Annotated in this window: 31 protein-coding genes and 1 pseudogene; 14 read left to right on the top strand and 18 right to left on the bottom strand. The window is 56.0% G+C overall.

Annotation, left to right across the window (positions count from 1 at the left end; all coding sequences use genetic code 11):
• Positions 1 to 9 precede the first annotated feature (9 nt).
• Entirely contained in the window at positions 10 to 2,445 is a 2,436-nt protein-coding gene (ynfE, locus tag ACR809_RS13435; protein ID WP_122051336.1) for a selenate/tellurate reductase subunit YnfE, read from the bottom strand.
• Positions 2,446 to 2,595: 150 nt separating this feature from the next.
• Positions 2,596 to 2,865: a DUF1161 domain-containing protein gene (locus ACR809_RS13430; RefSeq protein WP_002903714.1), complete on the bottom strand. Its 270-nt coding sequence runs from the start codon at positions 2,863 to 2,865 to the stop codon at positions 2,596 to 2,598.
• A gap of 101 nt (positions 2,866 to 2,966) precedes the next feature.
• On the opposite strand from ACR809_RS13430, the gene ACR809_RS13425 reads away from it, so the two are divergent.
• The gene (locus tag ACR809_RS13425) at positions 2,967 to 3,677 is read left to right on the top strand and encodes a YnfC family lipoprotein (RefSeq protein WP_014907649.1); all 711 of its coding nucleotides are present in this window, start codon (positions 2,967 to 2,969) and stop codon (positions 3,675 to 3,677) included.
• Here ACR809_RS13425 and speG read toward each other — a convergent pair.
• Together speG and ACR809_RS13415 are read right to left on the bottom strand one after the other, a co-directional pair.
• Positions 3,671 to 4,231: a spermidine N1-acetyltransferase gene (gene speG / locus ACR809_RS13420; protein WP_004179730.1), complete on the bottom strand. Its 561-nt coding sequence runs from the start codon at positions 4,229 to 4,231 to the stop codon at positions 3,671 to 3,673. The genes ACR809_RS13425 and speG overlap by 7 nt on opposite strands.
• Before the next feature lie 78 nt (positions 4,232 to 4,309).
• The gene (locus ACR809_RS13415; RefSeq protein WP_002903720.1) at positions 4,310 to 4,651 is read right to left on the bottom strand and encodes a DUF1283 family protein; all 342 of its coding nucleotides are present in this window, start codon (positions 4,649 to 4,651) and stop codon (positions 4,310 to 4,312) included.
• 108 nt (positions 4,652 to 4,759) lie between these two features.
• On the opposite strand from ACR809_RS13415, the gene ACR809_RS13410 reads away from it, so the two are divergent.
• The 4 genes from ACR809_RS13410 (at position 4,760) to ACR809_RS13395 (ending at position 8,941) form a co-directional block, all read left to right on the top strand.
• The gene (locus ACR809_RS13410; RefSeq protein ID WP_072143281.1) at positions 4,760 to 5,122 is read left to right on the top strand and encodes a YnfA family protein; all 363 of its coding nucleotides are present in this window, start codon (positions 4,760 to 4,762) and stop codon (positions 5,120 to 5,122) included.
• Positions 5,123 to 5,234: 112 nt separating this feature from the next.
• Positions 5,235 to 6,518: an MFS transporter gene (locus tag ACR809_RS13405; RefSeq protein WP_002903724.1), complete on the top strand. Its 1,284-nt coding sequence runs from the start codon at positions 5,235 to 5,237 to the stop codon at positions 6,516 to 6,518.
• Between the two features lie 263 nt (positions 6,519 to 6,781).
• Positions 6,782 to 8,245, top strand: coding sequence for a mannitol dehydrogenase family protein (locus ACR809_RS13400; protein WP_122051335.1), 1,464 nt, complete (start codon positions 6,782 to 6,784; stop codon positions 8,243 to 8,245).
• A gap of 264 nt (positions 8,246 to 8,509) precedes the next feature.
• Entirely contained in the window at positions 8,510 to 8,941 is a 432-nt protein-coding gene (locus ACR809_RS13395; RefSeq protein ID WP_002903728.1) for a universal stress protein, read from the top strand.
• Between the two features lie 50 nt (positions 8,942 to 8,991).
• Here ACR809_RS13395 and ACR809_RS13390 read toward each other — a convergent pair whose 3' ends face one another.
• On the bottom strand, positions 8,992 to 9,678 hold the full coding sequence (locus ACR809_RS13390; protein WP_002903730.1) for a GntR family transcriptional regulator: 687 nt from the start codon (positions 9,676 to 9,678) through the stop codon (positions 8,992 to 8,994).
• Between the two features lie 91 nt (positions 9,679 to 9,769).
• Positions 9,770 to 10,519, bottom strand: a complete 750-nt coding sequence (gene ydfG / locus ACR809_RS13385; protein ID WP_002903733.1) for a bifunctional NADP-dependent 3-hydroxy acid dehydrogenase/3-hydroxypropionate dehydrogenase YdfG — start codon at positions 10,517 to 10,519, stop codon at positions 9,770 to 9,772.
• A gap of 130 nt (positions 10,520 to 10,649) precedes the next feature.
• On the opposite strand from ydfG, the gene dcp reads away from it, so the two are divergent.
• The gene (gene dcp, locus ACR809_RS13380; protein ID WP_122051334.1) at positions 10,650 to 12,695 is read left to right on the top strand and encodes a peptidyl-dipeptidase Dcp; all 2,046 of its coding nucleotides are present in this window, start codon (positions 10,650 to 10,652) and stop codon (positions 12,693 to 12,695) included.
• Between the two features lie 77 nt (positions 12,696 to 12,772).
• Here the strand turns inward: dcp and ACR809_RS13375 are convergent, their stop codons facing one another.
• Entirely contained in the window at positions 12,773 to 13,159 is a 387-nt protein-coding gene (locus ACR809_RS13375) for a nuclear transport factor 2 family protein (protein ID WP_002903735.1), read from the bottom strand.
• A 27-nt stretch (positions 13,160 to 13,186) separates the two neighbouring features.
• Here ACR809_RS13375 and ACR809_RS13370 point away from each other — a divergent pair.
• Positions 13,187 to 14,028: pseudogene (locus ACR809_RS13370) on the top strand (AraC family transcriptional regulator).
• Positions 14,029 to 14,078: 50 nt separating this feature from the next.
• On the opposite strand, the gene ACR809_RS13365 reads toward ACR809_RS13370, so the two are convergent.
• The gene (locus tag ACR809_RS13365) at positions 14,079 to 14,753 is read right to left on the bottom strand and encodes an SOS response-associated peptidase (protein ID WP_032419006.1); all 675 of its coding nucleotides are present in this window, start codon (positions 14,751 to 14,753) and stop codon (positions 14,079 to 14,081) included.
• 171 nt (positions 14,754 to 14,924) lie between these two features.
• Here ACR809_RS13365 and ACR809_RS13360 point away from each other — a divergent pair, with 171 nt between their 5' ends.
• Both ACR809_RS13360 and ACR809_RS13355 read left to right on the top strand, forming a co-directional pair.
• On the top strand, positions 14,925 to 15,053 hold the full coding sequence (locus tag ACR809_RS13360; protein ID WP_162992547.1) for a hypothetical protein: 129 nt from the start codon (positions 14,925 to 14,927) through the stop codon (positions 15,051 to 15,053).
• 54 nt (positions 15,054 to 15,107) lie between these two features.
• Positions 15,108 to 15,230 carry a small membrane protein gene (locus tag ACR809_RS13355; RefSeq protein WP_004143611.1) on the top strand — a complete coding sequence of 41 codons (123 nt, stop codon included), beginning with the start codon at positions 15,108 to 15,110 and terminating at the stop codon, positions 15,228 to 15,230.
• Here ACR809_RS13355 and ACR809_RS13350 read toward each other — a convergent pair.
• From ACR809_RS13350 to ACR809_RS13340, 3 genes are all read right to left on the bottom strand, one after another.
• Positions 15,227 to 15,862, bottom strand: a complete 636-nt coding sequence (locus ACR809_RS13350) for a helix-turn-helix transcriptional regulator (protein WP_042937503.1) — start codon at positions 15,860 to 15,862, stop codon at positions 15,227 to 15,229. The genes ACR809_RS13355 and ACR809_RS13350 overlap by 4 nt on opposite strands.
• Positions 15,863 to 15,929: 67 nt before the next feature.
• On the bottom strand, positions 15,930 to 16,052 hold the full coding sequence (locus tag ACR809_RS13345; RefSeq protein ID WP_004225117.1) for a hypothetical protein: 123 nt from the start codon (positions 16,050 to 16,052) through the stop codon (positions 15,930 to 15,932).
• A 219-nt stretch (positions 16,053 to 16,271) separates the two neighbouring features.
• Positions 16,272 to 16,367: a YnaM/YnfT family protein gene (locus ACR809_RS13340; RefSeq protein ID WP_271229884.1), complete on the bottom strand. Its 96-nt coding sequence runs from the start codon at positions 16,365 to 16,367 to the stop codon at positions 16,272 to 16,274.
• On the opposite strand from ACR809_RS13340, the gene ACR809_RS13335 reads away from it, so the two are divergent.
• The 3 genes from ACR809_RS13335 (at position 16,327) to ACR809_RS13325 (ending at position 18,025) form a co-directional block, all read left to right on the top strand.
• Positions 16,327 to 16,428, top strand: a complete 102-nt coding sequence (locus ACR809_RS13335; protein ID WP_223174880.1) for a hypothetical protein — start codon at positions 16,327 to 16,329, stop codon at positions 16,426 to 16,428. The genes ACR809_RS13340 and ACR809_RS13335 overlap by 41 nt on opposite strands.
• A gap of 445 nt (positions 16,429 to 16,873) precedes the next feature.
• Positions 16,874 to 17,347 carry an Hsp20 family protein gene (locus ACR809_RS13330; protein ID WP_004183942.1) on the top strand — a complete coding sequence of 158 codons (474 nt, stop codon included), beginning with the start codon at positions 16,874 to 16,876 and terminating at the stop codon, positions 17,345 to 17,347.
• Between the two features lie 165 nt (positions 17,348 to 17,512).
• Positions 17,513 to 18,025, top strand: a complete 513-nt coding sequence (locus ACR809_RS13325) for a 2-oxo-tetronate isomerase (RefSeq protein ID WP_002903810.1) — start codon at positions 17,513 to 17,515, stop codon at positions 18,023 to 18,025.
• Positions 18,026 to 18,045: 20 nt separating this feature from the next.
• Here ACR809_RS13325 and ACR809_RS13320 read toward each other — a convergent pair whose 3' ends face one another.
• Entirely contained in the window at positions 18,046 to 19,263 is a 1,218-nt protein-coding gene (locus ACR809_RS13320; protein ID WP_004143607.1) for a diguanylate phosphodiesterase, read from the bottom strand.
• A gap of 401 nt (positions 19,264 to 19,664) precedes the next feature.
• Between ACR809_RS13320 and ACR809_RS13315 the strand changes: the two genes are divergently transcribed.
• A complete protein-coding gene (locus tag ACR809_RS13315) occupies positions 19,665 to 19,784 on the top strand; it encodes a small membrane protein (RefSeq protein ID WP_004195995.1) in 120 nt (39 codons plus the stop codon).
• Between the two features lie 30 nt (positions 19,785 to 19,814).
• Here the strand turns inward: ACR809_RS13315 and kbvR are convergent, their stop codons facing one another.
• Entirely contained in the window at positions 19,815 to 20,426 is a 612-nt protein-coding gene (gene kbvR / locus ACR809_RS13310; protein WP_002903816.1) for a LuxR family transcriptional regulator KbvR, read from the bottom strand.
• A gap of 310 nt (positions 20,427 to 20,736) precedes the next feature.
• Here kbvR and ACR809_RS13305 point away from each other — a divergent pair, with 310 nt between their 5' ends.
• Entirely contained in the window at positions 20,737 to 21,663 is a 927-nt protein-coding gene (locus ACR809_RS13305) for a helix-turn-helix domain-containing protein (protein WP_032103266.1), read from the top strand.
• 26 nt (positions 21,664 to 21,689) lie between these two features.
• On the opposite strand, the gene ACR809_RS13300 is transcribed toward ACR809_RS13305, so the two are convergent.
• Genes ACR809_RS13300 through ltnD form a run of 5 tightly spaced genes read right to left on the bottom strand, consistent with a single transcriptional unit; the run spans position 21,690 to position 26,691 of the window.
• Complete coding sequence (locus tag ACR809_RS13300; RefSeq protein WP_002903916.1) at positions 21,690 to 23,054, bottom strand: GntP family transporter; 1,365 nt, start codon at positions 23,052 to 23,054, stop codon at positions 21,690 to 21,692.
• Positions 23,055 to 23,111: 57 nt separating this feature from the next.
• The gene (locus tag ACR809_RS13295) at positions 23,112 to 23,894 is read right to left on the bottom strand and encodes an HPr family phosphocarrier protein (RefSeq protein ID WP_004183945.1); all 783 of its coding nucleotides are present in this window, start codon (positions 23,892 to 23,894) and stop codon (positions 23,112 to 23,114) included.
• A 4-nt stretch (positions 23,895 to 23,898) separates the two neighbouring features.
• Positions 23,899 to 24,519 carry a 3-oxo-tetronate 4-phosphate decarboxylase gene (gene otnC / locus ACR809_RS13290; RefSeq protein ID WP_002210516.1) on the bottom strand — a complete coding sequence of 207 codons (621 nt, stop codon included), beginning with the start codon at positions 24,517 to 24,519 and terminating at the stop codon, positions 23,899 to 23,901.
• The gene (otnK, locus tag ACR809_RS13285; protein ID WP_004190239.1) at positions 24,512 to 25,777 is read right to left on the bottom strand and encodes a 3-oxo-tetronate kinase; all 1,266 of its coding nucleotides are present in this window, start codon (positions 25,775 to 25,777) and stop codon (positions 24,512 to 24,514) included. The genes otnC and otnK overlap by 8 nt, the downstream gene beginning before the upstream one ends.
• Positions 25,778 to 25,788: 11 nt before the next feature.
• The gene (ltnD, locus tag ACR809_RS13280; protein ID WP_002903955.1) at positions 25,789 to 26,691 is read right to left on the bottom strand and encodes an L-threonate dehydrogenase; all 903 of its coding nucleotides are present in this window, start codon (positions 26,689 to 26,691) and stop codon (positions 25,789 to 25,791) included.
• Positions 26,692 to 26,897: the final 206 nt, after the last annotated feature.

The raw sequence follows: 26,897 nt of genomic DNA, 5'->3' as shown, positions 1-26,897 counted from the left end.
GTTTACTCCCTAAACCTTCTCGATATCGACCAGGTTGGTATGCTGTGGATTCCCCTTCGCCAGCGGCGACGGGCGGTGGGTGGTCAGGGTATTCATGCAGGCGCCATGGTCGATCCGATCTCCGGTCATATTGGCGTCGTGCCAGGCGCCCTGGCCCATCGCCGAGACCCCCGGCATGATGCGTGGCGTCACTTTCGCCGGAAGACGGACTTCGCCGCGCTGATTAAAAACGCGCACCATATCGCCGTTTTTAATCCCGCGTTTTTCCGCGTCAAGCGGATTGATCCATACTTCCTGGCGACAGGCCGCTTGTAATACATCAACGTTGCCGTAGCTGGAATGGGTGCGCGCTTTATAGTGGAAACCAAACAGCTGCAGCGGATACTGGCTACGCAGCGGATCGTCCCAGCCTTCAAATGTGGAGGCGTAGACCGGCAGCGGGCTGATAACTTCGTCTTTCTCCAGCTGCCAGCGGGCGGCAATCTCTGCGAGTCGGCTGGAGTAGATTTCAATTTTGCCGGACGGGGTTTTGAGCGGATGCGCTTCAGGATCGCGCCGGAAGTCGCGATAGGCGACGAAGTGACCGTTCGGGTCTTTGCGCTTGTAGATGCCCATTCGCTTCAGATCCTCGTAGGCCGGCAGCGCCGGATCTTTCGCCACCATTTTGGCGTACAGATACTGCAGCCACTGTTCCTGGGTACGTCCCTCGGTAAAACGTTGATGTACGTCGTCGCCGAGTCGTTTCGCCACTTCGCTTAGGATCCAGTAAATCGGTTTGCGTTCGAACTTCGCTGAGGTGGCGGGCTGAATAAAAATCAGATAGCCCATATTGCCGGCGTAATCGTTAGGAATGATATCCTCCTGCTCAACGGTCATCAGGTCGGGCAGCAGCAGGTCGGCGTATTTCGCCGACGAGGTCATAAAGTTGTCGATAACCACAATGGTTTCGCACTTGCTTTCATCCTGCAGAATTTCGTGGGTCTTATTGATGTCGGAGTGCTGGTTGATGATGGTGTTGCCCGCGTAGTTCCACAGGAACTTGATCGGCACATCCAGCTTCTCTTTTCCGCGTACGCCATCGCGGCTGGCGGTCATCTCTGGACCGCGCGCGATGGCGTCGGTCCAGGTAAAGCAGGAGATGGCGGTCTTCACCGGGTTTTCCAGCACCGGCAGGCGCTCAATGGTGATGGTGTAGGTTGATTCGCGGGCGCCGCTATTGCCGCCGTTGATGCCGACGTTGCCGGTTAAGATCGGCAGCATGGCGATCGCCCGGGCGGTGAGTTCGCCGTTGGCCTGGCGCTGGGGCCCCCAGCCCTGGCAAATGTAGGCCGGCTTGCTCATGCCGATTTCGCGCGCCAGCTTAATGATGCGATCGGTGGGGATACCGGTAATACGCGAGGCCCACTCCGGCGTTTTAGCGATCCCGTCGTCGCCCTCGCCGAGGATATAGGCTTTGTAATGACCATTCGCCGGCACCCCGGCCGGGAGCGTTTTCTCGTCGTAGCCAACGCAGTATTTATCAAGGAAAGGCTGGTCCACCAGATCTTCGTTAATCAACACCCAGGCGATACCGGCCACCAGCGCGGCGTCGGTGCCGGGGCGAATGGGGATCCACTCATCTTCCCGACCGGCGGCGGTATCGGTGTAGCGCGGATCGATGACGATCATTCGCGCGTTAGAGCGCTCGCGGGCCTGCTCCAGATACCAGGTAATACCGCCGCCGCTCATCCGGGTCTCCGCCGGATTGTTGCCGAACATCACCACCAGCTTGCTGTTTTCAATATCCGAGGTGCTGTTGCCGTCGTTACTGCCGTAGGTGTAGGGCATGGCGCAGGCAATCTGCGCAGTACTGTAGGTACCGTACTGGTTAAGCGAGCCGCCGTAGCAGTTCATTAAACGCGCCACCGGCGACGCGGAAGGCGACGAACGGGTGATGTTGCCGCCGACGATCCCTGAAGAGTAGTTAATGTATACGGCTTCGTTGCCATACTGCGCAACCACGCTCTTCAGGCGGTCGGCGAGGGTATCCAGCGCCTCCTGCCAGCTGATGCGGACAAATTTGCCTTCTCCGCGCTTGCCGACGCGCTTCATGGGATAGTTAAGGCGATCCGGATGATTGATGCGCCGGCGAATCGAACGCCCGCGCAGGCAGGCGCGGACCTGATGGTCGCCGTAGCGGTCGTCGCCGGTGTTATCCGTTTCGACGTAAACCACTTCATCATCACGCACGTGCAGCCGCAGGGCGCAGCGGCTGCCGCAGTTAACCGAGCAGGCGCCCCAGACAATGCGGGTTGTGTCGCCTGTAGCCTGCTGAACTGCCGCCGCGGCGCGGCGCAGCGTAAAGGGCAGGGTCAGCCCGCCGGCGGCCAGCGCCAGGGAGCCGAGGGCTGTAGATTTTAGTAGCGCGCGTCGGCTGACGCCGCCGGGAGATTCCTGATTCGACATTGCTCACTCCATGATAGTTATGCTGTGCGGAGAAGGACCGCCACGTCATTAACAGACGCAGGGGTGAGCGATAATACGTTATGGGTAGCCAGTAGACCTTATCCCTGGTCAATGCAGGGATAAGATCTTTCATTTGAAACCGAAGAGGGCTTACTGAGCGTCGTTTTCGGCGGGACTGTCGCTGTTACGCGTATAGGTGATTTTGAAGGTGTCGTTGGCGCAATGACCGACCACCTGAACCCCGGGCTGGTCTGCCTGATCGTTTGGCACAATGGCCAGGCTGAAGGCGGTTTCCGGTACGCCATTGTTGATGATCTTCTGCTGGATGTCGCTTTTGACCCGTTCACAGGAGTCGGGAGCCGCCAGTACGGCCGTGGAGCACAGCAGTAGCGCAGCGCCGGTGCAGAGGGATAGTTTCATCTTACGCTCCTTATCGATGTTATCCAGATTTAAGCATAGCAGAACTGGTGTAAACAATTGTATTTGCTAATATGATCGGATGTACACAAAAGGAATCGTCTGTGAAAAGATTGTATTGGCTGATCCCGGCAGCGCTGCTGCTGACGGCATGCGACCGTAAAAGCGCCCCGGACGCCTTCACCCCGGAGATGGCGAGTTTTTCCAATGAGTTTGAGTTTGATCCCCTGCGCGGGCCGGTGAAAGATTTTAGCCAGACGCTGCTGGATGAACACGATGTGGTGGTCAAGAAGGTGAGCGCTCAGCTCTCCAGGGAAGGGTGTTTCGATCTGCTGACCCTGGAAGATGTGGAGAACAAAACCGGCGCCACGCTGCTGCTGGACGCCAACTATTACGTCGACGGGCGCACCCACGAGAAGCGGCTGCGCCTGCAGGGCAAGTGTCAGCTGGCGGAGATGCCTGCCGCCGGGGTGAATTGGGAGACGGATGACAACGGTTTTATTATCAGCGCACGCGGCAAAGAGACCACCGCCACCTACCGCTATGACAGCGATGGCTATCCGCTGGGAAAAACCACCACCGCCAAAGAGGAGCGATTTACCGTCGCCTCAACGCCGTCAAAGGATCCGCGTAAGAAATTGGACTATACCGCCATCAGCACCTTCAACGATCGCACGCTGGGCACGGTGCGTCAGACCTGCGACTACGACGATCACGACAATCCGCTGAGCTGTGAGCTGCAGGTGATCGATGAAAGCGTCCAGCCGCCGCTGACCCGCCACTACACCATTAAAAACCGTATCGATTATTACTGAGCCGTCGGCTTCAGCAGGGACGGCCCGGACGTTTTGTGCTCGGCCAGATACTGGTGCTGGAACAGGCACATGCGGATGGTGTTGCGGTACTCGCCGTTAATGAAAAACTCATGGATCAGTTCACCCTCGACCATAAAGCCAAGCTTACGGTAAATATGGATCGCTTTTTCATTCTCTTTATCAACGATTAAATACAGCTTATACAGATTGAGCACGGTAAAGCCATAGTCCATCGCCAGGCGTGCGGCGCGGGTGGCGAGACCTTTTCCCTGGAAGTCGGGGGAGATGATGATCTGGAACTCGGCCCGGCGGTGCACATGGTTGATTTCAACCAGCTCCACCAGTCCGGCTTTATCGCCATTGCATTCGATGACAAAGCGGCGCTCGCTTTGATCGTGAATATGTTTGTCGTACAGATCGGAGAGCTCAACGAAGGCCTCGTACGGCTCTTCAAACCAGTAGCGCATGACGCTGGCGTTGTTATCGAGCTGGTGGACGAAGCGCAAATCTTCGCGCTCAAGCGGGCGGAGTTTGACGTGTAGCGCGTCGGTCATGGAGATTCCTGTGGTCAAAACGGAAAAGGGATTACAGAAAGGCGGCGCCCGCAGGCGCCAGCGTGGTCAGGGAGCGGCTCAGGGATTGATCGCGCGGCCGGTGCGACGGTCAAGACAGCGCAGGGTGTTTGGCTCCCAGTAGGCATTAACGTTGGCGCTCTTCTGGCAGTTATCCTGCGCGTCGAAAGCGACATCGGCTTTATCCCACTCTTTTTCCGCCCGTTTGTTCACCTTCTGGCGCAGGCTGCGGGTGTCGTTCCATTGCTCTTTTTCCATCGACGCCTGCTGACGGCTCTGCGCGCTGTCGCCAGATTCAATCACCAGCCGGTCGGTGGCGGCATAGGAGCTGGAGGTGTAGACCACAGCGCTTAACGCCAGAATGGCGGTCAGGCACCAGCGTTTGTTCAGTGTCATGTTCATCACGATTTCCTTTAAGTGATGGGTTAACCCTCAGATTCAGTTTACTACAGCTCTTTTGTCGGGCATAGCCGGCAAAACAGCGTGGGGCAGAAGCTATTATCGCGTAGAATGGTTCAACGCTTTGTCTCTTTTACGAATCTTTTAATGCTCAAAACAACGCTGCTGTTCTTTGCTACCGCTCTGTGTGAAATCGTCGGCTGTTATCTACCGTGGCTATGGCTCAAGCGCGGGGCAACGCCGCTGCTGCTGATCCCCACCGCCCTGGCGCTGGCGCTATTCGTCTGGCTCCTGACGCTCCATCCGGCCGCCAGCGGGCGGGTATATGCCGCCTACGGTGGGGTGTACGTTTGTACCGCATTGCTCTGGCTGCGGGTCGTTGATGGGGTCAAATTAACCCATTATGACTGGGCGGGCGCGGCCGTCGCCCTGTGCGGCATGCTAATCATCGTGGCGGGGTGGGGACGGGCCTAAGCTCGTCATGTGTGATCCCTGCCGCTTTTTCAACCCTAATTCTTGTATGGTAGTCGACCTGTTGCCTTACTTATCAGACATCCTATTTCATATGACTCTGTAAGGAACAACGATGGCTATCGAGACTCTTGCCGCCCGGACCGGGGCGACGCCGTTACGCATCCGTCGGGTGCAGAAGATCACCCTGACGCTGCTGTTTATCGCCGGTATCGTCAACTTTCTTGACCGCTCTTCGCTGAGCGTCGCCGGGGAGGCGATACGCGCCGACCTGGGCCTTAGCGCCACCGAGTTTGGGGTGCTGCTCTCCGCCTTTTCGCTCTCCTACGGCTTCGCGCAACTGCCCTCCGGTATTTTGTTGGATCGCCTGGGACCACGGATTGTGCTGGGCGCCGGGCTGATTTTCTGGTCCGCGATGCAGGCCCTGACCGGGATGGTCAATTCGTTCTCGCATTTTATTCTGCTGCGCATTGGCCTCGGGATCGGCGAAGCGCCGTTTATGCCAGCCGGCGTGAAATCGATCAACGACTGGTATGCGCAAAGAGAGCGCGGCACGGCGGTGGGAATATTCAACTCCTCGACGGTGCTGGGCCAGGCTATCGCCCCGCCGGCCCTGGTCATCATGCAGTTGGCCTGGGGTTGGCGAACGATGTTTGTGGTGATTGGTTTAGCCGGGATCGTGGTCGGCCTGTGCTGGTATGTGGGCTACCGTAACCGTCGGCAGTTTACCCTGCAGGAGGAGGAGCAGCAGTATCTGGCCAGTGAGGAGGCGGCCCGCCCGGCGCTGAAGTTTAGCGAATGGCTGGCTCTGTTTAAACGGCGGACTACCTGGGGGATGATCCTCGGCTTTTCCGGTGTGAACTACACCGGCTGGCTGTATATCGCCTGGTTACCCGGCTATTTGCAGGCGCAGCAGGGGTTAAGCCTGGCCCGTACCGGCTGGGTGGCGGCGATCCCGTTTCTTGCCGCGGCGGTGGGGATGTGGGTCAACGGCCTGGTGGTCGATGCCCTGGCGCGCAGAGGCTACGATCAGGCGAAAACCCGCAAAACGGCGATTGTTATCGGTCTGGTGCTGTCGGCGCTGGGCACCTTGCTGGTGGTGCAATCGTCCACGCCAGCCCAGGCGGTGGCTTTTATCTCCATGGCGCTGTTTTGCGTTCATTTTGCCGGGACGTCCGCCTGGGGGCTGGTGCAGGTAATGGTGGCGGAGCATAAAGTGGCTTCGGTGGCGGCGATCCAGAACTTCGGCAGCTTTGTGTTTGCCTCTTTCGCGCCGATCGTGACCGGCTGGGTAGTGGATACGACTCACTCTTTCAATCTGGCGCTGGTGATCGCCGCCGGGGTGACCTTTGCCGGGGCGCTGTGCTACTTCTTTATCGTCAAAACTCGCATCGATTAGCAACGCTCGGCGATTCGTCAACAGCAGGCCCGCAGGGACGCGCGGCCGCCATGTTCTTCTCCTCCCGTTACCTGCGCTATCCTGTCACTGCGGCGATTGCAGCCTCGTGCCCCGTGCTTTATCACGCAAGATCTTCTTGTATGGTAGTTGACAGAAATCAAAGATGTTATACCAATTGCGTGAGATGGTTGAGGCACAAAGGCATTCTCCTCGAGAGTTCTCCCCGAGAATGGTTGATGGGCTACATAACAACGAGAGTCATCATGGAAAACACCCTCTTAACCGCTAACGCCACGCTGTCGACCTACGATCGCAGCGCACTGATCCCCCGTATCGTTCATCTTGGTTTTGGCGCGTTTCATCGCGCTCATCAGGCTGTGTATGCCGATATACTGGCCAGCGAGCACGGCAGCGACTGGGGCTACACCGAAGTTAATCTGATTGGCGGCGAGCAGCAGATCGCCGATCTCCAGCAGCAGGATCTGCTGTATACCGTCGCCGAAATGTCCGCCGACGCCTGGACCGCGCGCGTGGTTGGTGTGGTGAAGCAGGCGCTGCACGCCGGGGTTGATGGTCTCGAAGCGGTGCTGGCGGCGATGTGCCAGCCACAGGTGGCCATTGTCTCCCTGACGATTACTGAGAAAGGCTATTGCCATTCGCCAGCCAGCGGCGAACTGCAGCTCGATCACCCGCTGATCGCCGCCGATCTGCATAACCCGCACCAGCCAAAATCGGCGGCGGGGGTAGTGGTGGAGGCCTTATCTCGCCGCCGGGCGGCCGGCCTGCCTGCTTTTACCGTGATGTCCTGCGATAACATGCCGGAAAATGGTCACGTGATGCGCAACGTCGTCTGCGCCTACGCCCGGGCTTTAGACGAGGATCTTGCCGCATGGATAGAGCAGAATGTCACCTTTCCGTCGACGATGGTGGACCGGATTGTCCCGGCGGTGACTGCCGAAACCCTCGATAAAATTACCCAGCTGACCGGGGTGCGCGACCCGGCCGGGGTGGCCTGCGAACCTTTCCGTCAGTGGGTGATTGAGGATAACTTTGTTGCCGGACGTCCGCAGTGGGAGAAAGCGGGAGCGGAACTGGTCGCCGACGTGGTGCCTTTCGAAGAGATGAAGCTGAGAATGCTCAATGGTAGCCATTCGTTCCTCGCTTATCTCGGCTATCTGGCCGGTTATCAGCATATCAACGACTGTATGCAGGACGATAACTACCGTCGCGCGGCGCTGTCGTTGATGCTGGACGAACAGGCACCAACGCTGAAGGTGCAGGGGGTGGATCTGTCACGCTATGCCAGTTTGCTGATTGACCGTTACTGCAATCCGGCGCTGAAGCACCGCACCTGGCAGATAGCCATGGACGGCAGCCAGAAGTTGCCCCAGCGCATGCTGGACTCAATACGCTGGCATCTGGTGCATCAGCGTGATTTTACACTGCTGGCGCTGGGCGTGGCAGGGTGGATGCGCTACGTTGGCGGCGTTGACGATGCGGGCCAGGCAATCGAGATATGCGACCCGTTGTTGCCGGTTATCCAGCAAGCGGTGGCTGCCAGCGCCGATGGCGAAGCGCGAGTCAAAGCGCTGCTGGGTATTGAGGCGATTTTCGGCGTCGAACTGCCGCAGGAGTCACGCTTTGTCACGGCGGTGACCCGCGCCTACTTAGCGCTGCAGCGGCAGGGGGCTAAAGCTACCGTCGCCGCGTGGGCCGCCGCGCAATAATCTTTTTCCGGTGTCGGTCCCGGGGTCGACACCGGCTCTTCAGTTATTTTTACGATACTCCGCTGATGTCTATTTTTTGCAAGCGATCGGTTTTAGCAGACGCAGAATATGATCGAACGCAATGTCTATACATAACTCTATATTTCCCTGATTTACTAAAGATAATTAGCTGTTATTTTTCCGAACCATGGCTGGTATTTCACCGCAATAATGGCATAGTTAAGTTATTGAAAAAGAACTTTCTCTGCAAAAGGAGTACGGGCCATGTATAAAAAAATTTTATTGCCTGTTGATGTCTTTGAAATGGATTTAAGCGATAAAGCGGTGCGTCACGCGGAATTTCTCGCTTCGGCCGAAAATGGCGAGATCACCTTGCTCAACGTTCTGCCGAACAGCAGCCGTTCGCTATTGCGCGGTTTTACGGCGGATATTCGTAAGTTTGAAGCCTATATGAAAGAAGAGTCGGAGAAAAAAATGCGCGAGGTGGCGCGACTGTTCGCCATCCCCATGACGCGGATCCATACCCGCGTAGTCTTTGGCAACGTGCGTGACGAAATTCTGGCTATCAGTAACAACGAAGAGTTCGATGTCATTGTGATTGGTTCCCGCAAACCGGGGATCTCCACCCATCTGCTGGGCTCCAACGCCGAGTCAATTCTGCGCTACGCCAAAACGCCGGTATTGGTCGTTAGATAATCCCTTCAATGAGGACGGCTGCGTCGGCCATGCCGGCAGCCGTCTGACTCTTATTCTTCACTAAACCAGTCGCGGTTCTCCTGGCGAATCAGCAGTACGGATTCGCTGATTTCATGCAAATGGATACTCATGGCTTTTTCTACCGCCTCGGCATCGCGTTTTTCCAGCGCGGTGAAAATCTCATGATGCTGGCGCAGAAGCATCTCAGGAGAGGTGACATGGTCCAGACTCATATAGCGGACGCGATCGATGGCGGCTTTAATATTTTCCACTGTCTCCCAGGCCAGCTGACAGTCGGCGATAATCGACAGCTTCTGGTGAAATTCATCATCGAGCAGGAAAAAGTCGTTTAACTGCTGCCGATCAACGGCAATACGCTGCTGGTGAAGATTCTGTTCCAGCTGATAAAGTTGCTCTTCGTTAATCATGCCGGCGGCACGGCGAACCACCGCGCACTCAATCGCCTGGCGGACGAAGCAACCATTACGCACCTGCGACAATGAGATTTTATTGACGTAGCTACCGCGCTGGGGACGAATCTGGATAAGTCCGTTTTCCGCCAGCTTAATGAAGGCTTCGCGCACCGGCTGACGAGACACCGCAAAACGCACGGAGACTTCTTTCTCCGACAGCGGTGTACCAGGCGGGATCAAGCAGTGAACGATATCCCGGCGGAGGATGCGATAAATTTGCTGATTGACGGGTTGCGTCGGATTCAGTTGCGATTCTGCGGCCATTGATGGTTACTTTTTAGGGGGTTATGCGCACTATTTTACGCGTTTTTTGCGTTTCCGCCCATACCCGGCCCGCAGGCCGGGTGGCTGACGGTTAGCCCTGACGGTGAACGCTGAGTCCGGCAAAGCTCTGACTCACCGGCATCATCTCCAGGGTGTTGATGTTGACATGTTTCGGCAGGGTGGCGACCCACCAGACCGCCTCGGTCACATCTTCCGGCGTTAGCGCTTGGGTATTTTCGTAAGCTTTTTCGGCTTTAGCGTCATCGCCCTTAAAGCGGACGTTAGAAAACTCGGTGCCGCCCACCAGACCCGGCTCGATGTCGGTCACGCGCACCGCGGTGCCGTGCAGGTCGGTACGAAGATTGAGGCTAAACTGACGGACAAAGGCTTTGGTCGCCCCATAGACGTTTCCGCCGGCGTAAGGCCAGCTGCCTGCCGTAGAGCCGATATTGATGATATGGCCGCGATTGCGCTCAACCATCCCCGGCAGCACGGCGCGGGTCATGTACACCAGCCCTTTATTATTGGTGTCGATCATATCTTCCCAGTCTTCCACACTGGCGCGGTGCGCCGGCTCCAGACCAAGCGCCAGGCCGGCGTTGTTCACCAGCACATCGATAGCCTGCCACTCGGCGGGCAGGTCAGCAATCAGCGTCTCAATGGCGGCGCGGTTGCGGACGTCAAGTTGCGCGATATAAAGGTTATCGCCCAGCTCGTCTTTCAGCGTCTTCAGGCGCTCTTCACGACGACCGGTGGCAATCACTTTATGACCGTTAGCGATAAAACGGCGAGTAATACTTTCACCAAAACCGGCGGTGGCGCCGGTGACCATGATAATCATCTTACTGTTCCTCAACGCTTTTTGTGTTTTCATACCATAGCACGCACAGGCGGCGACCGGTAACGGAAATCATTGCGACCCCTTAAGGAGAGGCCTAATCTTACAGCATTAGCCTGTACAGGAGAGAAAGATGTCCGAACGAAACCCCTTTTTTAGCGTCAGTACGTTGCCTTACCAGGCGCCGCCGTTCGATGTGATTGACGACAGCCACTATCGCCCGGCGTTTGATGAGGGCATCCGGCAGCAGCGGGCCGAAATTCGCGCTATTATCGACAATCCGCAGCCGGCCAGTTTCGCCAACACGCTCGAGGCGCTGGAGCAGAGTGGTCAGCTGCTGGCGCGGGTGACGCGGGTCTTTTTCGCCATGGCTGGCGCCCATACCAATCCTTATATTCAATCACTGGATGAACAATTTTCCGCCGAACTCGCCGAGCTGGGGAATGACATCTGGCTTAATGCGGCCTTGTTTCAGCGCGTGAACAGCGTCTACGAGCAGCGCGACGCGCTGGCGCTGGACAGCGAGTCCTATCGTCTCCTGACCCTGACGTGGCAACGTTTTGTTCACGCCGGGGCGACGCTGGCTCCCGAGCAGCAGGCGGCGCTGCGCACACTGAACACCGAAGCGGCTACGCTGCAAAGTCAGTTCCAGCAGCGACTGCTGGGAGCGGCAAAAAGCGGCGGACTGGTGGTTGATTACCGGCATCAACTGGCTGGCCTGAGCGATGAGGAGATAGCGGCGGCGGCTGACGCAGCGCGTGAAAGAGGGCTTAGCGACCGCTGGTTGCTGACGCTGACCAATACCACCCAGCAGCCGCAGCTGCTTGCGCTGCGCGACCGGCAAACGCGGGAGAATCTCTTCGCCGCCGGCTGGACCCGTAATCAGCAGGGCGATGAGCATGATACGCGTGACCTGGTACTGCGGCTGGCGGCGATCCGCGCGCAGCAGGCTGAGCTGTTGGGAGCCGCTGATTACGCCAGCTGGGCGCTGACCGATCAAATGGCGGCTTCCCCGGCGGAGGCATTGGGCTTTATGCGTCAGATCGCGCCGGCGGCGCGGGCGAGGGCGGAACGTGAGCTGGCGGACATCCAGCAGGTGATCGACAACGAAGGCGGGGGTTTTCGCGCGACGGCATGGGACTGGCTTTACTACAGCGAGCAGGTGCGGCGGGCTGCCTATGCCATTGATGACGCGCAGCTCAAACCCTATTTTGCCCTCGAGCGGGTGCTGCAAGACGGTGTATTCTGGACGGCCTCGCAGCTCTTTGGTCTGCGCTTTGTTGAGCGCTTCGATATACCGGTCTATCACCCGGATGTGCGGGTCTGGGAGATCTTCGATCACAACGGCGAAGGGATGGCGCTGTTTTACGGTGACTACTACGCTCGTGACTCAAAGAGCGGCGGCGCATGGATGGATGTGTTTGTCGAACAGTCGACTCTGCGCGCGCAGCGCCCGGTTATCTACAATGTCTGCAACTACGTCCGCCCGCAGGCAGGGCAGAGCGCGCTGCTGTCGTGGGATGAGGTGATCACCCTGTTTCATGAGTTCGGCCATACCCTGCATGGGCTGTTCGCCAGCCAGCGCTACGCCAGTCTCTCGGGGACCAATACGCCGCGCGATTTTGTCGAATTTCCTTCGCAGATCTTCGAACACTGGGCCAGCCAGCCGCAGGTGTTTGCCCACTACGCGAAGCACTACCAGTCCGGGGAGCCGATGCCGCAGGCGCTACGCGACAATATGTTGCGTGCGGCAACCTTCAATAAAGGGTACGACATGAGCGAGCTGTTGGCTGCTGCGTTACTCGATATGCGGTGGCATAGCCTGTCGACCTCGGCATTACCGGAGGAGGTGGACGCGTTTGAGCAGCTGGTGCTTCGGGAAGAGAACCTGGATCTGGCGGCGGTCCCCCCGCGCTATCGCAGCAGCTATTTCTCCCATATCTTCGGCGGCGGCTATGCGGCAGGCTATTACGCCTATCTGTGGACCCAGATGCTGGCCGACGACGGCTATCAATGGTTCGTGGAGCAGGGCGGTTTGACCCGTGAGAACGGTCAGCGTTTCCGTGAGGCGATTTTATCACGCGGGAACAGCACTGATTTAGCTGAACTGTATCGCCAGTGGCGCGGACACGATCCGCAGATTGAGCCGATGCTGAAAAATCGCGGGTTGAGTGCGTAGGGCAATTTTAGTCTGACAAGATAACCGGGCGCGCTGCCCGGTTTTTTGTCTGATCTAGTCGTAACCTTATATTTCTTTTACCTCACGCTGCCTAAATCTCTATCGCTCTCTCTCCCTTTAAGCATTAGCGTGGCTTCTTCGATACGAATGAAGCGCCCGGAATCATCTATTTCAGCGAACATATAAACTTCCATGTCCACCTCTTCTCCGCTGCGCCTGGTGCACAGAACGCGATGCCTTGTGGCATAAAGATTCCCGTTACGAAGTTCGTCATGTAACTCAATTTTAGCGAAGGCGATAATTTCCCGGAGTCTACGCGCATGCTGAGCAAAGCCATCTAATCCTTCCCACTTGTTATCAGTACGCTGCCGATAACCGGGACTAAAATAGCGACTGAGTATCCGATCCAGTGGTATCTGTTGGTGGTTGATAATGTCATCCAATACCCTAGTAATAGTAATCATTTTGATGGTTAGTCCTCTGTGAAAGTGATGAATACTTTACAATCGACTAACTGGCTTCAGTACGGTATAAAAGACATTAAACACCTCAAACACGCCAATATGCACGATCCATTGATTCCATTCGAACCGGTGTTTTCACCCCAGGGACCCACTTTACTCGTCGCGGTACGTCAGTCTGAGGTAATACGGGAGACTCCACGCCACCATCACAGCTGTGGGCAGTTAATCGGTGCCATACGTGGGCTACTTACGGTCGATGGCGGTGATTGTCGCTGGGTGGTACCGGCAACACATGCCGTCTGGATACCGCCAGGTGTTCCGCACGGCCTGCGCTCGCACGGTCCATATTCAGGATGGAGTGTTTATGTTTCTGCCAAAGCCTGTGGCGAGCTACCTGATAAGCCATCTGTTCTCTCAATGACAAATCTGCTGCGTGAAGCGATAACGCGAGCGGCTGCATGGCAAGGTGTAGAGCTTACTGCGTCCCAAAAACGTTTAGCTGGCGTTATTCTTGATGAAATTGGTTCCCTTCCCAGGGTTAATCTTGGGCTTCCAATGCCGCAAGATAGCCGATTGCTCAGAATCGCGCAGGCGCTGTCAGCAAACCCGGACGACGGGCGCAGGTTGGAAGAGGGGCAGCCTGGGCCGGCATGTCATCACGCACGCTCACGCGACGATTCCGAGCCGAAACGGGTTTTAGCTTCAATGAATGGCGACAGCGGATACGCTTACTCAGGGCTCTTGAGCTTCTGGCTGCCGGCAAGCCAGTGACGGCGATAGCGCTGGATCTGGGATATGACAATGTGAGTGCCTTCATAGCCTTGTTCCGTCGGATGTTCGGCACTACTCCAGGGCGGTATAAAATTTAATTATCTCTTCGCTGAACATGATGCGTTATCCGCCGCTTTGATTACGTTTGTCATGGGCTGAGAGGGGCAAGTAATTCGGGCCCCTGATTTTTCACATTGCCGACCGCCCGCGTTACCGGGTGCCAGGTAAAATCGTCGGCGGAAACGGCTCCGTCGCTGGCTATCTCCGCCGCTTCCGCGCCGGTGACATCCTGCCTCATCCATTCCCGGGCGGCTTCAGGCGCCAGGACCAACGGCCGACGGTCATGAATATCGACAAGACCGCGATCGGCGGCGGCCGTCACGATCAAGAATCCTTCGGCATGGTCCCCACGTTCGAACGGAGTCCGACCAATCGCGGCCATAAAAATTGGCTGGCCATCCTTACGCTGGATAAAGTATGGCTGCTTTGTATTTCCTTCCTTTTTCCACTCAAACCAGCCGTCGGCGAAGCAGATCGCCCGTCCGTGCTCCCACAGCGGCTTGAACATCCTGCTGGAGGCTGCAGTCTCAACCCGGGCATTAATCAGCGGCGGTTTATCCCACCATCCTGGCGCATAGCCCCAGTAAACGGCATCGAGATGGAGTTGCTCATCGCGTTCATTGAGGAGTAAAACTTTTGTCCCGGGCGCGACGTTATAGCGCCCGATAGGCGCCGGGTCCCAGGCAATATCTCGTTCGGCCGCTTCAACGAGATGCGCCAGGTATTCCTCCCGGCTTTGCGCTTGCGCAAAACGTCCGCACATAGCCACCTCCAGCGTGATGTCTGACTAACAGTATAGATCAGCTGCAAAACGGTGTTTTCACCTGCCCAAATACCACGCTCCTTCCACGTTAGTAGACCATTATTTCTTGCCGTCATCTTGCCTGACGTCGCGACAGTACACGCTGGGCGTTAGGCCTGGCATTGTCCGTTTATGCTTCATCGTTATTACCCTAACGCCTGTCTGATAAAGGAAATCGTTATTACTCTTTTTATTATCTTTCAGAATTATCGCACAGAGTTTTACCTTTGTCTGAAATGGTTGTCGCTGGGTTGTATTTGAAAATATCCACCCCTTATTATTTAAAAAATCATCTTTATCTTTCAAAAGGTTGTTATGAGTAACTTACTATTATTAGTCCTGGCGGTGGTGTTATTGTTTACATCTTTGTTTTTTGGCCTGTCCTATGTTAGAGAAAGAAGAAAAATGAAGATGCGCTTTAATAAATTCCGACGTTAACCGATCCTTCCTGCGGAAAGCGCAAGAGCAACAGATGAGAATCTCGTTAACTCTTGTTTGGTAGCTATTTGGAATTTTTTCATAATATTGATTTTGTGAGAGAAGATCGTCTTATGACTGATGCCCAGTTTTTGCGCTATCTGCTGATTGTTCATTCCCGTTCTGATCGCATCGATAATATAAAGTTGTGATTTGGTCAAGGTTAACCGAGGGCATTTGACACAGCGTCTGCTGTCTTTTTCCAGCCCACCGCAACTCGATGTTGTCGACTCCGTCAGACGTTTTGCAATCTGATTTTTTACGCGGCGCAAGTCGCTGTTCATGCTGATAAAAGTGGAATCGCGTAGACAAAGTGGTAACTGTTCAACCTGCAAAGCGCTGTCGGTGGCGACGAAAATAAAAATAGACGTGTGCGGGGGGAGTTTTTTGAAAAACGGGTGGCATAGATAATGTTCACCAGCGGCCATTTCTGTGAACAGCATATCAATCGGACCTAATATATCTGTGAAATAGTCCACAACGGAATACGGTTCACGGATGTGTTCTTCCTTCGCGATCTCGCTAAGCAGTTCGCAAATTCCGCGATTAAGAAATATGTTTTCAGTGTTAATTAAAATATCAGGCATAGTCATGGCGATCGTGAAAGTTGTCATGCATTTAAAGTGGAGAACATTAAATGCGTATGCCTTTAGGATATTTCTAATAATCAACAAATGCAATAAGTCTAATTTTGGACTTTGAGCTGGCGAGTAAAATTAATGGTATATTAATCAATGGCTTATTTTTTAGCGTTGCGCGGGCATGACCGCTAATTTGGCACAAACTGCTTAAATTGTTTATATTGCATGCGTTAATTCTGGTCTCAAATATATTAATCAGAGTTACTTATTCACTGTATGAATTGCTTTTTCAAAAATACCTTTTGCAGGCGCGGGTCCTTAAGGAGATTGCGCCTGAGCGAAACCTGGGGTGGTCATTGATAAAAAGGGGCGGGGTAGACCCGCCGCTGCGGAGGGTGAACAGCAACGGCGTACAACAGAATCAGTTATCAGGATTGTTGGAAATGCTTTTCCACACCATTCCCAGGCCGATCAACATCGACGCGAAGAGGGCGAACAGGGTGGTTGAGATAAAAATGCTGGTCATGGCGGTGCCTCAGAAAGTGCGTATGCAGATCATTAGGCACGGTGTCGGATGAAAGGTTCCTTACCCGGCCGGGTATATTTTCACCAGCGGCGTCCGGTTGACGGCAACAAGGCGAATGCCACGTCGAAGCGCCGCTGTTGGCAAGGGGATCCTGACAGGCAGCCGTGTTGCTAAACGCACTGTTCATGGGGAGAATACACGACGGCAAAGGGGGAGCGATTCGGACGTTGACATCCCCTTAAACAAGTTATATATACATGTCGCTTCTGTTTATTGAATGTTAAACAGCATCAGTTATGGGACTCAGAAGCGCCACAGCCCCCGCCGTCGGGCGGGGGTAACTTCGCCACCGGCATGCTTATTTTTCACTGAGGCTGGCGAAGAAAAATTTTTTATTTCGGGTCTTGAAAAACGCGCCTTAGATATTATTTTATATAGCGGACAAGCAATGCTTGCCTTTATGTTGAGCTTTTGAATGGATATTCAGGAGGTTAATTATGGCACTCAAAACCTTGTCAGCACTCCCGGTATTTGCTGATTCTCTTTTTGCCGATCGCTTTAATCGTATTGACCGTCTTTTCAGCCAGTTAACGGGCGATACGCCGGTGGGCACTTTACCGGCTTATGATTTACAGAAAGTCGACGACAGCAATTTCCTGCTCAGCGTCAGCGTGCCTGGCTGGAAAGATGATGAGCTGGAAATAGAAACCGTAGGGGGGAATCTGCATATTTCCGGGAAACGCCAGGAAACCGATTCCTCGACAGACAGCGGTGAACGCTGGATTTATAAAGGTATCCGCCGCGCTAATTTCCAGCTCAGTTTCTCTCTTCCTGAACACGCCCAAATTAATCAGGCGCAGCTGGATAGCGGCATCTTAAAAATAGCCATCCACCAGGAAATCCCGGAGAGCGAAAAACCGCGTAAAATTGCGATCGAGAATCAGGGGCGCGTGATAGAACATAAAGTTTGATTCACCGTTGTTCCGAGGATGTTACCTTAAAGGCCCGCCCTGCGGGCCTTTATCCTTTCCCCCTGAAAATATAAATGGCCCCCCGACGACAAAGAAATCGATATGCTATTCTGTTAACAGACGCAGTGAGTCTGCTATTTCTTTCAATTTCGGCGAGGAGGAAGAATGACTGACGAGATCGATAGCGACGCAAACAATACGCATGAACTAACCGCTGAAGTGGCTCGGGCGCTGATCGCGCGCGGTTGGCGACTGACCACGGCGGAGTCCTGCACCGGAGGGAATCTGGCGGCAGCGCTCTGTGCCCAGGCGGATACCGCGGCATTTTATGATACCGGCGTAGTGACCTTCAGCGATGAAGCCAAGCGCAACGTGCTGCAGGTTCGCGCGGAAACCCTGGCGGTACACAGCGCCGTCAGCGAAGCCTGCGTTCAGGAGATGTCCTCTGGTATTCTGGCGCTCGCCGGGGCTGATATCGCCATCGCCGTCAGCGGCTACGCCGGACCGGAGGGCGGGGAAGATGGTACCCCCGCCGGCACGGTATGGTTTGCCTGGAATTTTCGCGGACAGACTGAAACCAAACGGATGTGCTTTGCCGGCGACTGTGAGACCGTGGTGGCGAAAGCGGTACGATATGCCCTGGCGGCGCTGAGCGAAAAGCTTGCCCACTGGCAGTGACGATGCCCGGGGGCGCGGCCTTACAGGTCCATTGCCTGGCGCGCTACCGGCCAGCAAATCTCCCCGATGCCGTTAAGGCAGGGTCGGGAAAAGAGAAAGCCCTGAAACAGGCGTATGCCCACCGACTGCAGCCAGCACCACTCCTCCAGGGTTTCGACACCTTCAGCCACCACCGTAATGCCAAGATCCTCGCAGCAGCGGACGACCGAGGCGACAATCGCCTGTTTGGTGCCGCTAATATGGATATCGCGTACCAGTTCCGCATCCACTTTGATTTTATCAGGCTGAAAACGGGTCAGTAACGACAGGCCGGAATAACCTGCGCCAAAGTCGTCGATGGCCAGCTTCATGCCCGCGACGCGCAGGGCTTTGAGCACCTTGCGGAACTGGTCGAAGCAGGTGATCACTTCTGTCTCGGTGACCTCGATCAGTACCTGATCCGGTCTGAGGCCGGCCGCCAGCAGGCTGTCCATCAGCCAGCCTACGGCGTCAGGGTGGTGATACAGCGATCCGGGCAACAGGTTAATCGCCAGCTGATGTTTCCCGAGCGGCAGCTGGCCGGCGAGAGCGAATGCATACGCTTTGCTTTCAAGATCAAAACGGTAGCGATCCTCCGCCGCAATGGCGGCAAACATTTCCACGGGAGAGCCGCCGGTTGGGCTGCGGATCAGAGCCTCAAAGGAAGAAACTCGCTTTTTAGCCGGCTCGACAATAGCCTGCAGAGCAAACTGGCAAGGTTGACCGGGCAGGTGCTGCGGCGCGGCCGTACCTGACGCGGGCATCATCATCCAGCGAGAGGGCTGCAGCGGCTCGGGCAGGCAATAGCGGCCGCCGTCGGCAATGAAGGCGCTAAGCAGCCGGAACATCCGGTCGTTGACCGGTTCGGTGACCCCAAACGTGCTAAAGCGCAGAATTTCCTCCAGCGCGCCATCGGTTTCAAACAGCCGGAGATCCAGTATGCGCATTCCGGTGCCGTGAAAACGTCGGTAGGCTGAGTAATCGCGCATCAGCTCCACTACGTCGCGATGACGCGGGTCGCTTTGGATTTCGCTGAACAGCGACTCAAGTGCCTCCTCAGTCCCTTCCAGGACCTGGAAAAACTGCAGGCCGTTAAACAGCAGAATGCCGGTGATGCCAAGGGGCAAATTTTTACTGCTGGCGCGATGGACTAAAGCGTCGAGATCGACGGGCGGGCGGTCAGGATGAACCTGGCTGCGGTAAATCAGGGTGGTTAGCATAGTTGTTACGATCGCTCCCGCGGCGTAAGAACATCCGCGCTCAGCATGCAAGATGAGTATGACCTGACCCTAAAGGAGGGCGAGGCTGATATGTACAAACATTCAACCAACCGTGATGTCCGCTACGCGGAACGCGAGCTTCACTTTGTGATTCCCTTCACTGTACAGGGAATTACACATTTGGCTATCTTTTTCTCATCCTCAATGCAAAAAGACGCTAACAGGCCTCTCATTCCCTCCTCAGACACTGGCGCTGCGTCTTATTTTACCTGTTAATATTCGCTACCAGGAATTATCCTACCATTCTATTTCCCCACTCTCAAAAATGAGGCGCTGGTCTTGCCTGAATATAATCGAGTGAATATTATCACTCTAAATTAAATTCTTTTGTCAGGTTTGATATGAGCGACTTCTTTATTATTTTGTGTCTGATTTTATGTCCCATCATTTCTTTATGGAGTGGCTTTTCCTATATTCAGGAAAGGCGCAAGAGACGGTATGTTTTCCGTTCCAGAAGATGATTGTTTGACAGAATAAAATGACGAGTTGTATCAGCGTTTGGCGAGCAGTTGCACAAGGTTGTTAAACTGCTGACGGCTATTCAAATTAAATTTACTCATAATATTCTTTTTATGTGAATGAATCGTTTTGGGACTAATATTTAGCGCAGCGGCGACTTCATGCGGGCTCAGGCCAATACTGAACGCGTAAATGACTTTGGTTTGCGCGTCGCTGACTGACCTGCAGGCGCAATTAATGCAACGCCGCAGACGATTGAACGGCGGGTCTTGCCGCGGTAGCAGCGGACGCTCAATGGCGTTAGCTATCTCATCTTTCAGCCGCTGAACGCGAGCGTGAGGCGGCATAAATACCGCATGCTGCAGACAATTCGGTAAACCCTCATCTACGGTAGCGTGTTCATTGTCCGGGAAAATAAAAAGCGTATATTGTTCCGGGGCATGCTGAAAAAGATCCTGGCACAAGTACCACTCCCCCGCGACCATTTCCGTGAATATCACATCAGCTTGCGCCATCGATCCTGCATCCCATTGTTGAGAAAACTGATAGTGTGGCCGCCCGGCGGCCTTCATCGCTTCATCAACCAGTTCAGCAATAGCGACTCGCAAATAGTGATTTTTTATATTGAACAAAAAATTAGTCATATAACTTCCCTGTGGGCATTAAAAAACATATCTGGATAAATTAAAGAATATAATGATGATGCAGGTACTATTTTTAGCCGTGGTAATCTAAGGGATGTTTTCCATTAATGCAATATCTGGTGGGGAAAGTGAGATAACGGTATATTGATATGCGAAAGTTCCTAATAAACAAAACCTTAAGCATATATTTGTAACTATTTAAAGCCGTTTGCTGTTTTTTTATTTTTGCGATGCATAAAAAGCTTAGTGATAGCCGCGCTCTGTTGTTAAAATTAGCGGAGGACAAGAATACAGGATGTATGCCGTACTCATGAAGCAGATGCTCTATTTGAAAATGCTGGCGTGGCTGGAGGATAATATCTATTGTAACCCGGCGATCGATGACCTGGCGCAGTATATGGGCTATTCGCGTCGGTTTGTGTACGACGTGTTTTACCAGTATGGCCAGTTACCTATCGGGCAGTATATTCGTCTACGGCGGTTGACCATCGCAGCGGTCAGTCTGCGCTTAACACGACAACCGATCGCCGCTATTGCCTGGCAGTTAAGCTATGACTCGCCGCAGACCTTTTCCCGGGAGTTTAAGAAGCGCTTTTCGCTCTCGCCACGTGAATACCGTTGCGCGGCGCACTGGGACACGGCAAAGCTGTTGAAAAAGTTTCACCCGGACGGAGAGAGCCTACCTCTGGCTCGTTTTTTTTCTCTGCCGGAACAGGTCTATTACGGCTATCCGATGAAGTATGAACTGCGCCTGTCGGATTTGGTGTTGCAAAGCACCGCTAAGACGAGCATCAGACAAAAGGTTGACCGTTTTTTCACCGCTGGCGGAGGCTCGCTTTCCGTACTTTCCGACTACGCCGCGGCGAGTAAAAATGAGCTTAACGTCGAGGTTAACGCTTTTGTCGGCTGTCATGAGGCGGGAAAGCTGCCCCCCGCGCTGGCCATGAACAGCTCGCTGACCACCCGGTCAGGGCTTTATGTCGGGGTTGAATTCTACGGCAGCTGGTCACGTTATGCTCGTTTATCCAGCGATCTGTATATGGAGCTGCTGCCATCCCTGGGGGTAAGTCGTCGGGACGGCTATGACATTGAATGTTTTATAACCCGCCATGCGGAAGGCGAAGAGGCAGGGGACAGGCGCTATCGCGTACGCTATTTTATCCCGGTGACGCTGTCGGCAGCGGGTCTGCGGTCTGACAGCGGTAGTGGGTCAGGGCCTGTGCCGGGGCGAAGTTAAGGTGGCCGGAGCCACCCAGGTTAACATCAAAGCGCAAACCACAGCAGCCAGGTGATGAGAAAGCCCGTCACCCCCATGATGGTTGTCAAGACGGTCCAGGTTTTGAGTCCATCCGGCACCGAGAGTCCGAGATAGCGCGTGACGACCCAGAATCCGGCGTCGTTGACGTGCGACAGCCCGAGCGAGCCGAAGCAGGTCGCCAGCGTCACCAGCACCAGCTGCAGCGGCTCCAGACCGACAACCGCCTGCGACAGCAGACCGGAGGTGGTGAGGATCGCCACGGTGGCCGAACCCTGCGAGGCTCTGAGCACCAGCGATAGCAGAAAAGCGGCGGGCATCAGCGGCAGATGTATTGTCTCCAGCGCCTCGGCTAAGGCATTACCGATGCCGGAAGCGACCAGTACGCCGCCAAAGGCGCCGCCGGCGCCGGCGACGAGGATCACGTCCGCCGACGAGGGGATCGCGCTGCCGGTGACTTCGCCCAGCTTTTTCAGGCTCATCCGCCGACGGATGCCCAGCGTCCAGCTGGCCAGGCCCAGGGAGATCAGCAGGGCGACCGGCGGGGTACCAATGACGGTCATCAGCTGGCGAACCGCGTTTTCCGGCAGCAGAAGCGCCTGACACAGCGTCCCGGAAACAATCAGCATGATGGGCACCACGATCAGCCCACCGATAACCAGCGCATTCGGCGGCGGCAGACGGGTCTGCTGCGCGTTAACCGAGAGATCCGGTACTTCCGCCGTTTGTTGCTGCTCCAGCACGTTAATCGACAGATGATAATGGCGCCGATTGATAAACCGGGCGACAAAATAGCCCACGATACCGACGACCACCGACACCCCAATCCCCGCCAGCATCAGCCAACCGACATCGCTATGCAGAATGCCTGCCGCAGCCGCTGCGCCAGGATGGGTGGGCAGCGCCACGTGGACGGTTAACATCACGCCGGCCATCGGCAGGCCAAACTTCAGCGGCGACACGTGGGCGACTTTGCTGAAGCCGTAGATTAACGGAATGATGATGATAAAGCCGACTTCAAAAAAGACCGGGGTGCCGAGAATAAAAGCCACAATGGTTAAGGCGGCAATGGTTCGTTTTGCACCCAGTACGCCGGTCAACGTTTTCGCCAGCGATTCGGCGCCGCCGGACATTTCAATCAGCACCCCCAGCATTGAGCCCAGAATAATAATGCTGGCGATGTGGCCAAGCAGGCCGCCCATGCCTTTTTCAATGGTGGTTATAATTTTATCTGCCGGAATGCCGGTGGCGAATGCCACCAGCAGACTGACGATCAGGAGCGCCACAAAAGGATGTGCTTTCGCTTTGATCACTAACAGGAGCAACAGCACTACGCTGGCTAACGCAATAAGTAACAGCGCCGATGTCGACATAGGTTTGCCTCGGGTATTAACAGGTGTACAGAGAGTTATTTTTTTAGAAAACGGCGTTTATTTTTTCCGGTAGGGCGAGAACCACCCCAGCCCGGAAAGCGTGTCTGTCCGGGGGATATATTCGCAGCCGATCCAGCCGTCATAACCGGTTTTATCCAGTAGCGCATAGAGCCACGGATAGTTTATTTCGCCCTCATCCGGTTCATGACGGTCGGGCAGGGAGGCAATCTGAATATGGCGATACTGGCCGGCATATTCGGTAATAAGATGGCTTAAATTGCCGTCCACCTTCTGCGCGTGAAACAGATCTAACTGCACCGCCAGGTTCGGCCTGTCGACCCGTTTCACCATCGCCAGCGTCTGATATTGACTGTGGTAGAGATAGCCCGGTTTGGTCTGCGGATTCAGCGCTTCGATGAGTATCCGCTTGTCGTGGCGGGCAAAGCACTCCGCGGCGTAGCGCAGATTATCGATAAGCACGGCCTCGCAGGCTGCGCGATCCGCTCCCGGCGGCACCACGCCGGCCATGATATGCACCTGCGGGCAACCGAGCTGGCAGGCATACTCCAGCGCCAGCTCAATATCGCGTCGGGCCTCCGCGCTTCTCCCGGGGATGGCGGCGAGCCCCCATTCTCCGGCGTTGACGTCGCCGGGTGGGGTATTGAACAGCACCAGCTGCAGCTGGTTCTCCTGCAGGCGCTGTCTGATTTCCCCGGCGGCATACTCATAGGGAAAAAGAAACTCAACGGCTTCAAATCCCGCCCGGGCAGCGGCGGCAAAGCGTTCCAGGAACGGCAGTTCGGTAAACAGCATGGATAAATTTGCAGCGAATTTTGGCATGGTTTTATCTCAGTTCTTTCACTTCGTCAGCGGTCAGGTAGCGGATCTCGCGGTTGCCGAGGGTAAATATCAGCCGAGCGGTCTCTTCCAGTTCCTCGGTATTGTTGGTGGCTTCGCGCAGCGATGAGCCAGTAACCACCGGTCCGTGGTTGGCCAGTAAAAAGGCGTTATAGCGGGGCGCCAGCCCGGCCAGCGCCTGGGCAATACGGTCATCGCCCGGCCGGTAGTAGGGAACCACCGGGACGTCGCCGACGCGCATCACCACATAGGGGGTAAAGGGGCGGATACAGTTGTGCGGATCGAGCCCCTGCAGGCAGGAGAGCGCGGTCAGATAGTGGCTGTGCAAGTGGACGATCGCCTTGCAGGCCGGGTTGTGCAAATAGACCGCCCGGTGAAAAGTGACCTCTTTCGACGGTTTGTCGCCGGAGATCCATTCCCCTTGCAGCGTCACCACCGACAACCGCTGAGCCTGCAGTTCGCCGAGGCAGGCGCCGGTCGGCGTCGCCAGCAGGTTGCCGTCCGGCAGCAGCAGCGATAGATTGCCAGCGGAGCCGGTGGCATAGCCGCGGCTAAACAACGAGGCGCCAATCTGCACCATTTCCTCTCGCAGTTGTTGCTCAGTCATGACGAAACTCCTGCTGGGCACGGGCAAAGAACTGGATATCGCCGAAGTTACCTGACTTCAGCGCCAGGGAGAGCGGCTGGCGGGTGTCACGCACCCAGGGCACGCCAGGGGAGATGGTCGGCCCAATATGGAACGCCTCAACCCCCAGGGTCTGCGCCACAATGCTCGACGTTTCCCCTCCGGCCACAATAAAGCGGGTAAATCCTTTCGCCTTCAGGGCGGCGGCAAGGGCGGCAAACAGCTGTTCCACCCGTTCGCTGCTGGCCTTGTCGCCATACTGCGCCTGGATCCGCTGCAGCGTTTGCGGCTCGGTGGTGGCATAGATCATCGGCGCCAGCGGCGCATCGCGCTGCGCGTCCACCCAGTCAGTCAGCGTCCTGACGTAGCTCTCCAGATCGGTAAAGCAGGCGCTTAAGTCGACGGCGCGGGCGGGGGCCTGTTGACGATAGGCCGCCACCTGGCTGTTGGTCATCACCGAGCAGGAGCCCGAGAGCACCACCGCCGGGCCGGCCAGCGGCATGCCGGCCTGAGCGCTTTCACCCCGGGCGCCATGGCGCTGCGCCCAGTCGCGGGCGAGGCCGATGGCGAGGCCGGAACCGCCGGAGACCAGCTTCATCTCCCGCAGCGCCACGCCCTGGGTGAGCAGATCCTGTTCACTGAGGGCGTCGAGCACCACATAGCGCACCGCCGGATCGTTGACTGCCGCCAGCGCGGCGGCGACCGCCTCCGGCCCCCGGGCGACAATCGGCCAGGCAATCAGCGCGGCTTTTCCGCGCCCCTGGCGCTCAATTAAGCGGCCCAGGTGCGCATCCTCCATCGGCGTCACCGGATGGTGGCGCATCCCGGACTCATTCAGCAGTTGCTCGCCGACGAACAGATATCCCTGATAAACCGTGCGGCCGTTAACCGGCAGCGCCGGGGAAATCACCGTCCGCGTCTCACCCAGCTCGGCCAGCAGGGCATCCAGCACCGGGCCAATGTTGCCCTGCGCGGTGCTGTCGAAAGTGGAACAGTACTTGAAATAAAACTGCTGACAGCCCTGGGCCTGCAGCCAGCGCAGGGCCGCCAGCGACTGGCTGACGGCCATTTCCGCCGGGCAGGAGCGGGTTTTCAGGCTGATGACCACCGCCTCGCTGGTCAGCGGAAGATCGCGGGTCGGCACGCCATTCAGTTGCACCGTCGGCATGCCGTTGCGCACGAGGAAGCTGGCAATATCCGTGGCGCCGGTGAAGTCATCGGCAATGACACCAAGCTGCATGTTGTCTCTCCTCACTGTTTATGGCCCGGCAGGGTGATGCCGTTGAAAATCTTGATCACCGCGCTGTCATCTTCCCGACCGAATCCGGCATTACTGGCGGAGGTGAACATATTCAGCGCGGTGGTAGCGAGCGGCAGCGGGAAGGTCAGCGCCCGGGCAGTGTCATTCACCAGCCCGAGATCTTTGACAAAAATATCGACAGCGGATTTTGGCGAGTAATCGCCATCCAGGACGTGCTGCATGCGATTCTCAAACATCCAGGAATTACCCGCCGCGTGGGTGACCACGTCATACATCGTCTCCAGTGGGATCCCGGCGCGGGCGGCAAGCGCCATCGCTTCGGCGGCAACGGCGATGTGCACCCCGGCCAGCAGCTGATGGATAATTTTTACCGTCGAGCCAAGACCAATGTCGCTCCCGATGCGGTAGACTTTGCCGGCCACGGCGTCCAGCACCGGCGCGAGGCGGGCAAAGGCGGCATCGCTCCCGGAGGCCATCACCGTCATGTCGCCGGCGGCCGCTTTCACGGCGCCGCCCGATACCGGCGCGTCGAGCATCAATAGCTGGTACTCCGCCAGCGCCTCGGCAATGGCCTGAGCATCGGCGGAGGCGATGGTGGACGACACCATCACGACGGTGCCCGGCTTCAGATGGGCGGCGAGGCCGCTCTCGCCGAACAGGATCCCCCGCACCTGGGCGGCATTGACCACCAGCAGCACAACTGCATCCAGTTCCGCGGCGAACGGCACCGCGCTGGGGCCCGCGCCTTTGGCGCCCGCCGCCAGCAGTGCGCGACAGTTGTCGGGATTGATGTCAACGCCCCAGGTGTTCAGGCCCGCCTGCAGGCAGGCGCGGGCGGCGCCCATGCCCATTGAACCCAGTCCAATCACGCAGACGTTAGTGTGTGCAGCCATGCTGGTCTCCTTGTGAACATTAGTTAATTAATGTGATTTAATGATAGAATAAAGCGTTATCATGTGAATTTATGTGAGAGTTATCACGAATAACCCACATGAATATAAAAAATTCACAGGCGGAAAGAGGCTGCACAACGGCGATTCTTGCACTAAAATAGCCTAAAAACAGCGGCAAAGCGCGATAACAACAGAGGGTGTCGCCA

The sequence above is a fragment of the Klebsiella sp. CD33 genome (genome assembly GCF_051992865.1).
Lineage (GTDB): Bacteria > Pseudomonadota > Gammaproteobacteria > Enterobacterales > Enterobacteriaceae > Klebsiella > Klebsiella pneumoniae.
Note: the sequence above shows the minus strand (reverse complement) of the source record. Positions and strands in the feature narration are given on the sequence as shown.

Bases quoted from the DNA above. Each gene is read 5' to 3' on its own strand.
- ACR809_RS13375 (WP_002903735.1), bottom strand. From the start codon at position 13,159: ATGATTACTATTACTAGGGTATTGGATGACATTATCAACCACCAACAG.
- kbvR (WP_002903816.1), bottom strand. From the start codon at position 20,426: ATGACTAATTTTTTGTTCAATATAAAAAATCACTATTTGCGAGTCGCT.
- ACR809_RS13350 (WP_042937503.1), bottom strand. From the start codon at position 15,862: ATGACTATGCCTGATATTTTAATTAACACTGAAAACATATTTCTTAAT.
- ACR809_RS13355 (WP_004143611.1), top strand. From the start codon at position 15,108: ATGAGTAACTTACTATTATTAGTCCTGGCGGTGGTGTTATTGTTTACA.
- ACR809_RS13320 (WP_004143607.1), bottom strand. From the start codon at position 19,263: ATGCTAACCACCCTGATTTACCGCAGCCAGGTTCATCCTGACCGCCCG.
- ACR809_RS13410 (WP_072143281.1), top strand. From the start codon at position 4,760: ATGGTTCAACGCTTTGTCTCTTTTACGAATCTTTTAATGCTCAAAACA.
- ACR809_RS13300 (WP_002903916.1), bottom strand. From the start codon at position 23,054: ATGTCGACATCGGCGCTGTTACTTATTGCGTTAGCCAGCGTAGTGCTG.
- otnC (WP_002210516.1), bottom strand. From the start codon at position 24,519: ATGACTGAGCAACAACTGCGAGAGGAAATGGTGCAGATTGGCGCCTCG.
- ydfG (WP_002903733.1), bottom strand. From the start codon at position 10,519: ATGATTATCATGGTCACCGGCGCCACCGCCGGTTTTGGTGAAAGTATT.
- ACR809_RS13325 (WP_002903810.1), top strand. From the start codon at position 17,513: ATGACTGACGAGATCGATAGCGACGCAAACAATACGCATGAACTAACC.
- ACR809_RS13395 (WP_002903728.1), top strand. From the start codon at position 8,510: ATGTATAAAAAAATTTTATTGCCTGTTGATGTCTTTGAAATGGATTTA.
- ACR809_RS13400 (WP_122051335.1), top strand. From the start codon at position 6,782: ATGGAAAACACCCTCTTAACCGCTAACGCCACGCTGTCGACCTACGAT.
- ACR809_RS13415 (WP_002903720.1), bottom strand. From the start codon at position 4,651: ATGAACATGACACTGAACAAACGCTGGTGCCTGACCGCCATTCTGGCG.
- otnK (WP_004190239.1), bottom strand. From the start codon at position 25,777: ATGCAGCTTGGTGTCATTGCCGATGACTTCACCGGCGCCACGGATATT.
- ACR809_RS13295 (WP_004183945.1), bottom strand. From the start codon at position 23,894: ATGCCAAAATTCGCTGCAAATTTATCCATGCTGTTTACCGAACTGCCG.
- ACR809_RS13430 (WP_002903714.1), bottom strand. From the start codon at position 2,865: ATGAAACTATCCCTCTGCACCGGCGCTGCGCTACTGCTGTGCTCCACG.
- dcp (WP_122051334.1), top strand. From the start codon at position 10,650: ATGTCCGAACGAAACCCCTTTTTTAGCGTCAGTACGTTGCCTTACCAG.
- ACR809_RS13330 (WP_004183942.1), top strand. From the start codon at position 16,874: ATGGCACTCAAAACCTTGTCAGCACTCCCGGTATTTGCTGATTCTCTT.
- ACR809_RS13365 (WP_032419006.1), bottom strand. From the start codon at position 14,753: ATGTGCGGACGTTTTGCGCAAGCGCAAAGCCGGGAGGAATACCTGGCG.
- ltnD (WP_002903955.1), bottom strand. From the start codon at position 26,691: ATGGCTGCACACACTAACGTCTGCGTGATTGGACTGGGTTCAATGGGC.
- ACR809_RS13360 (WP_162992547.1), top strand. From the start codon at position 14,925: ATGCTTCATCGTTATTACCCTAACGCCTGTCTGATAAAGGAAATCGTT.
- ynfE (WP_122051336.1), bottom strand. From the start codon at position 2,445: ATGTCGAATCAGGAATCTCCCGGCGGCGTCAGCCGACGCGCGCTACTA.
- ACR809_RS13405 (WP_002903724.1), top strand. From the start codon at position 5,235: ATGGCTATCGAGACTCTTGCCGCCCGGACCGGGGCGACGCCGTTACGC.
- ACR809_RS13305 (WP_032103266.1), top strand. From the start codon at position 20,737: ATGAAGCAGATGCTCTATTTGAAAATGCTGGCGTGGCTGGAGGATAAT.
- ACR809_RS13390 (WP_002903730.1), bottom strand. From the start codon at position 9,678: ATGGCCGCAGAATCGCAACTGAATCCGACGCAACCCGTCAATCAGCAA.
- ACR809_RS13315 (WP_004195995.1), top strand. From the start codon at position 19,665: ATGAGCGACTTCTTTATTATTTTGTGTCTGATTTTATGTCCCATCATT.
- speG (WP_004179730.1), bottom strand. From the start codon at position 4,231: ATGACCGACGCGCTACACGTCAAACTCCGCCCGCTTGAGCGCGAAGAT.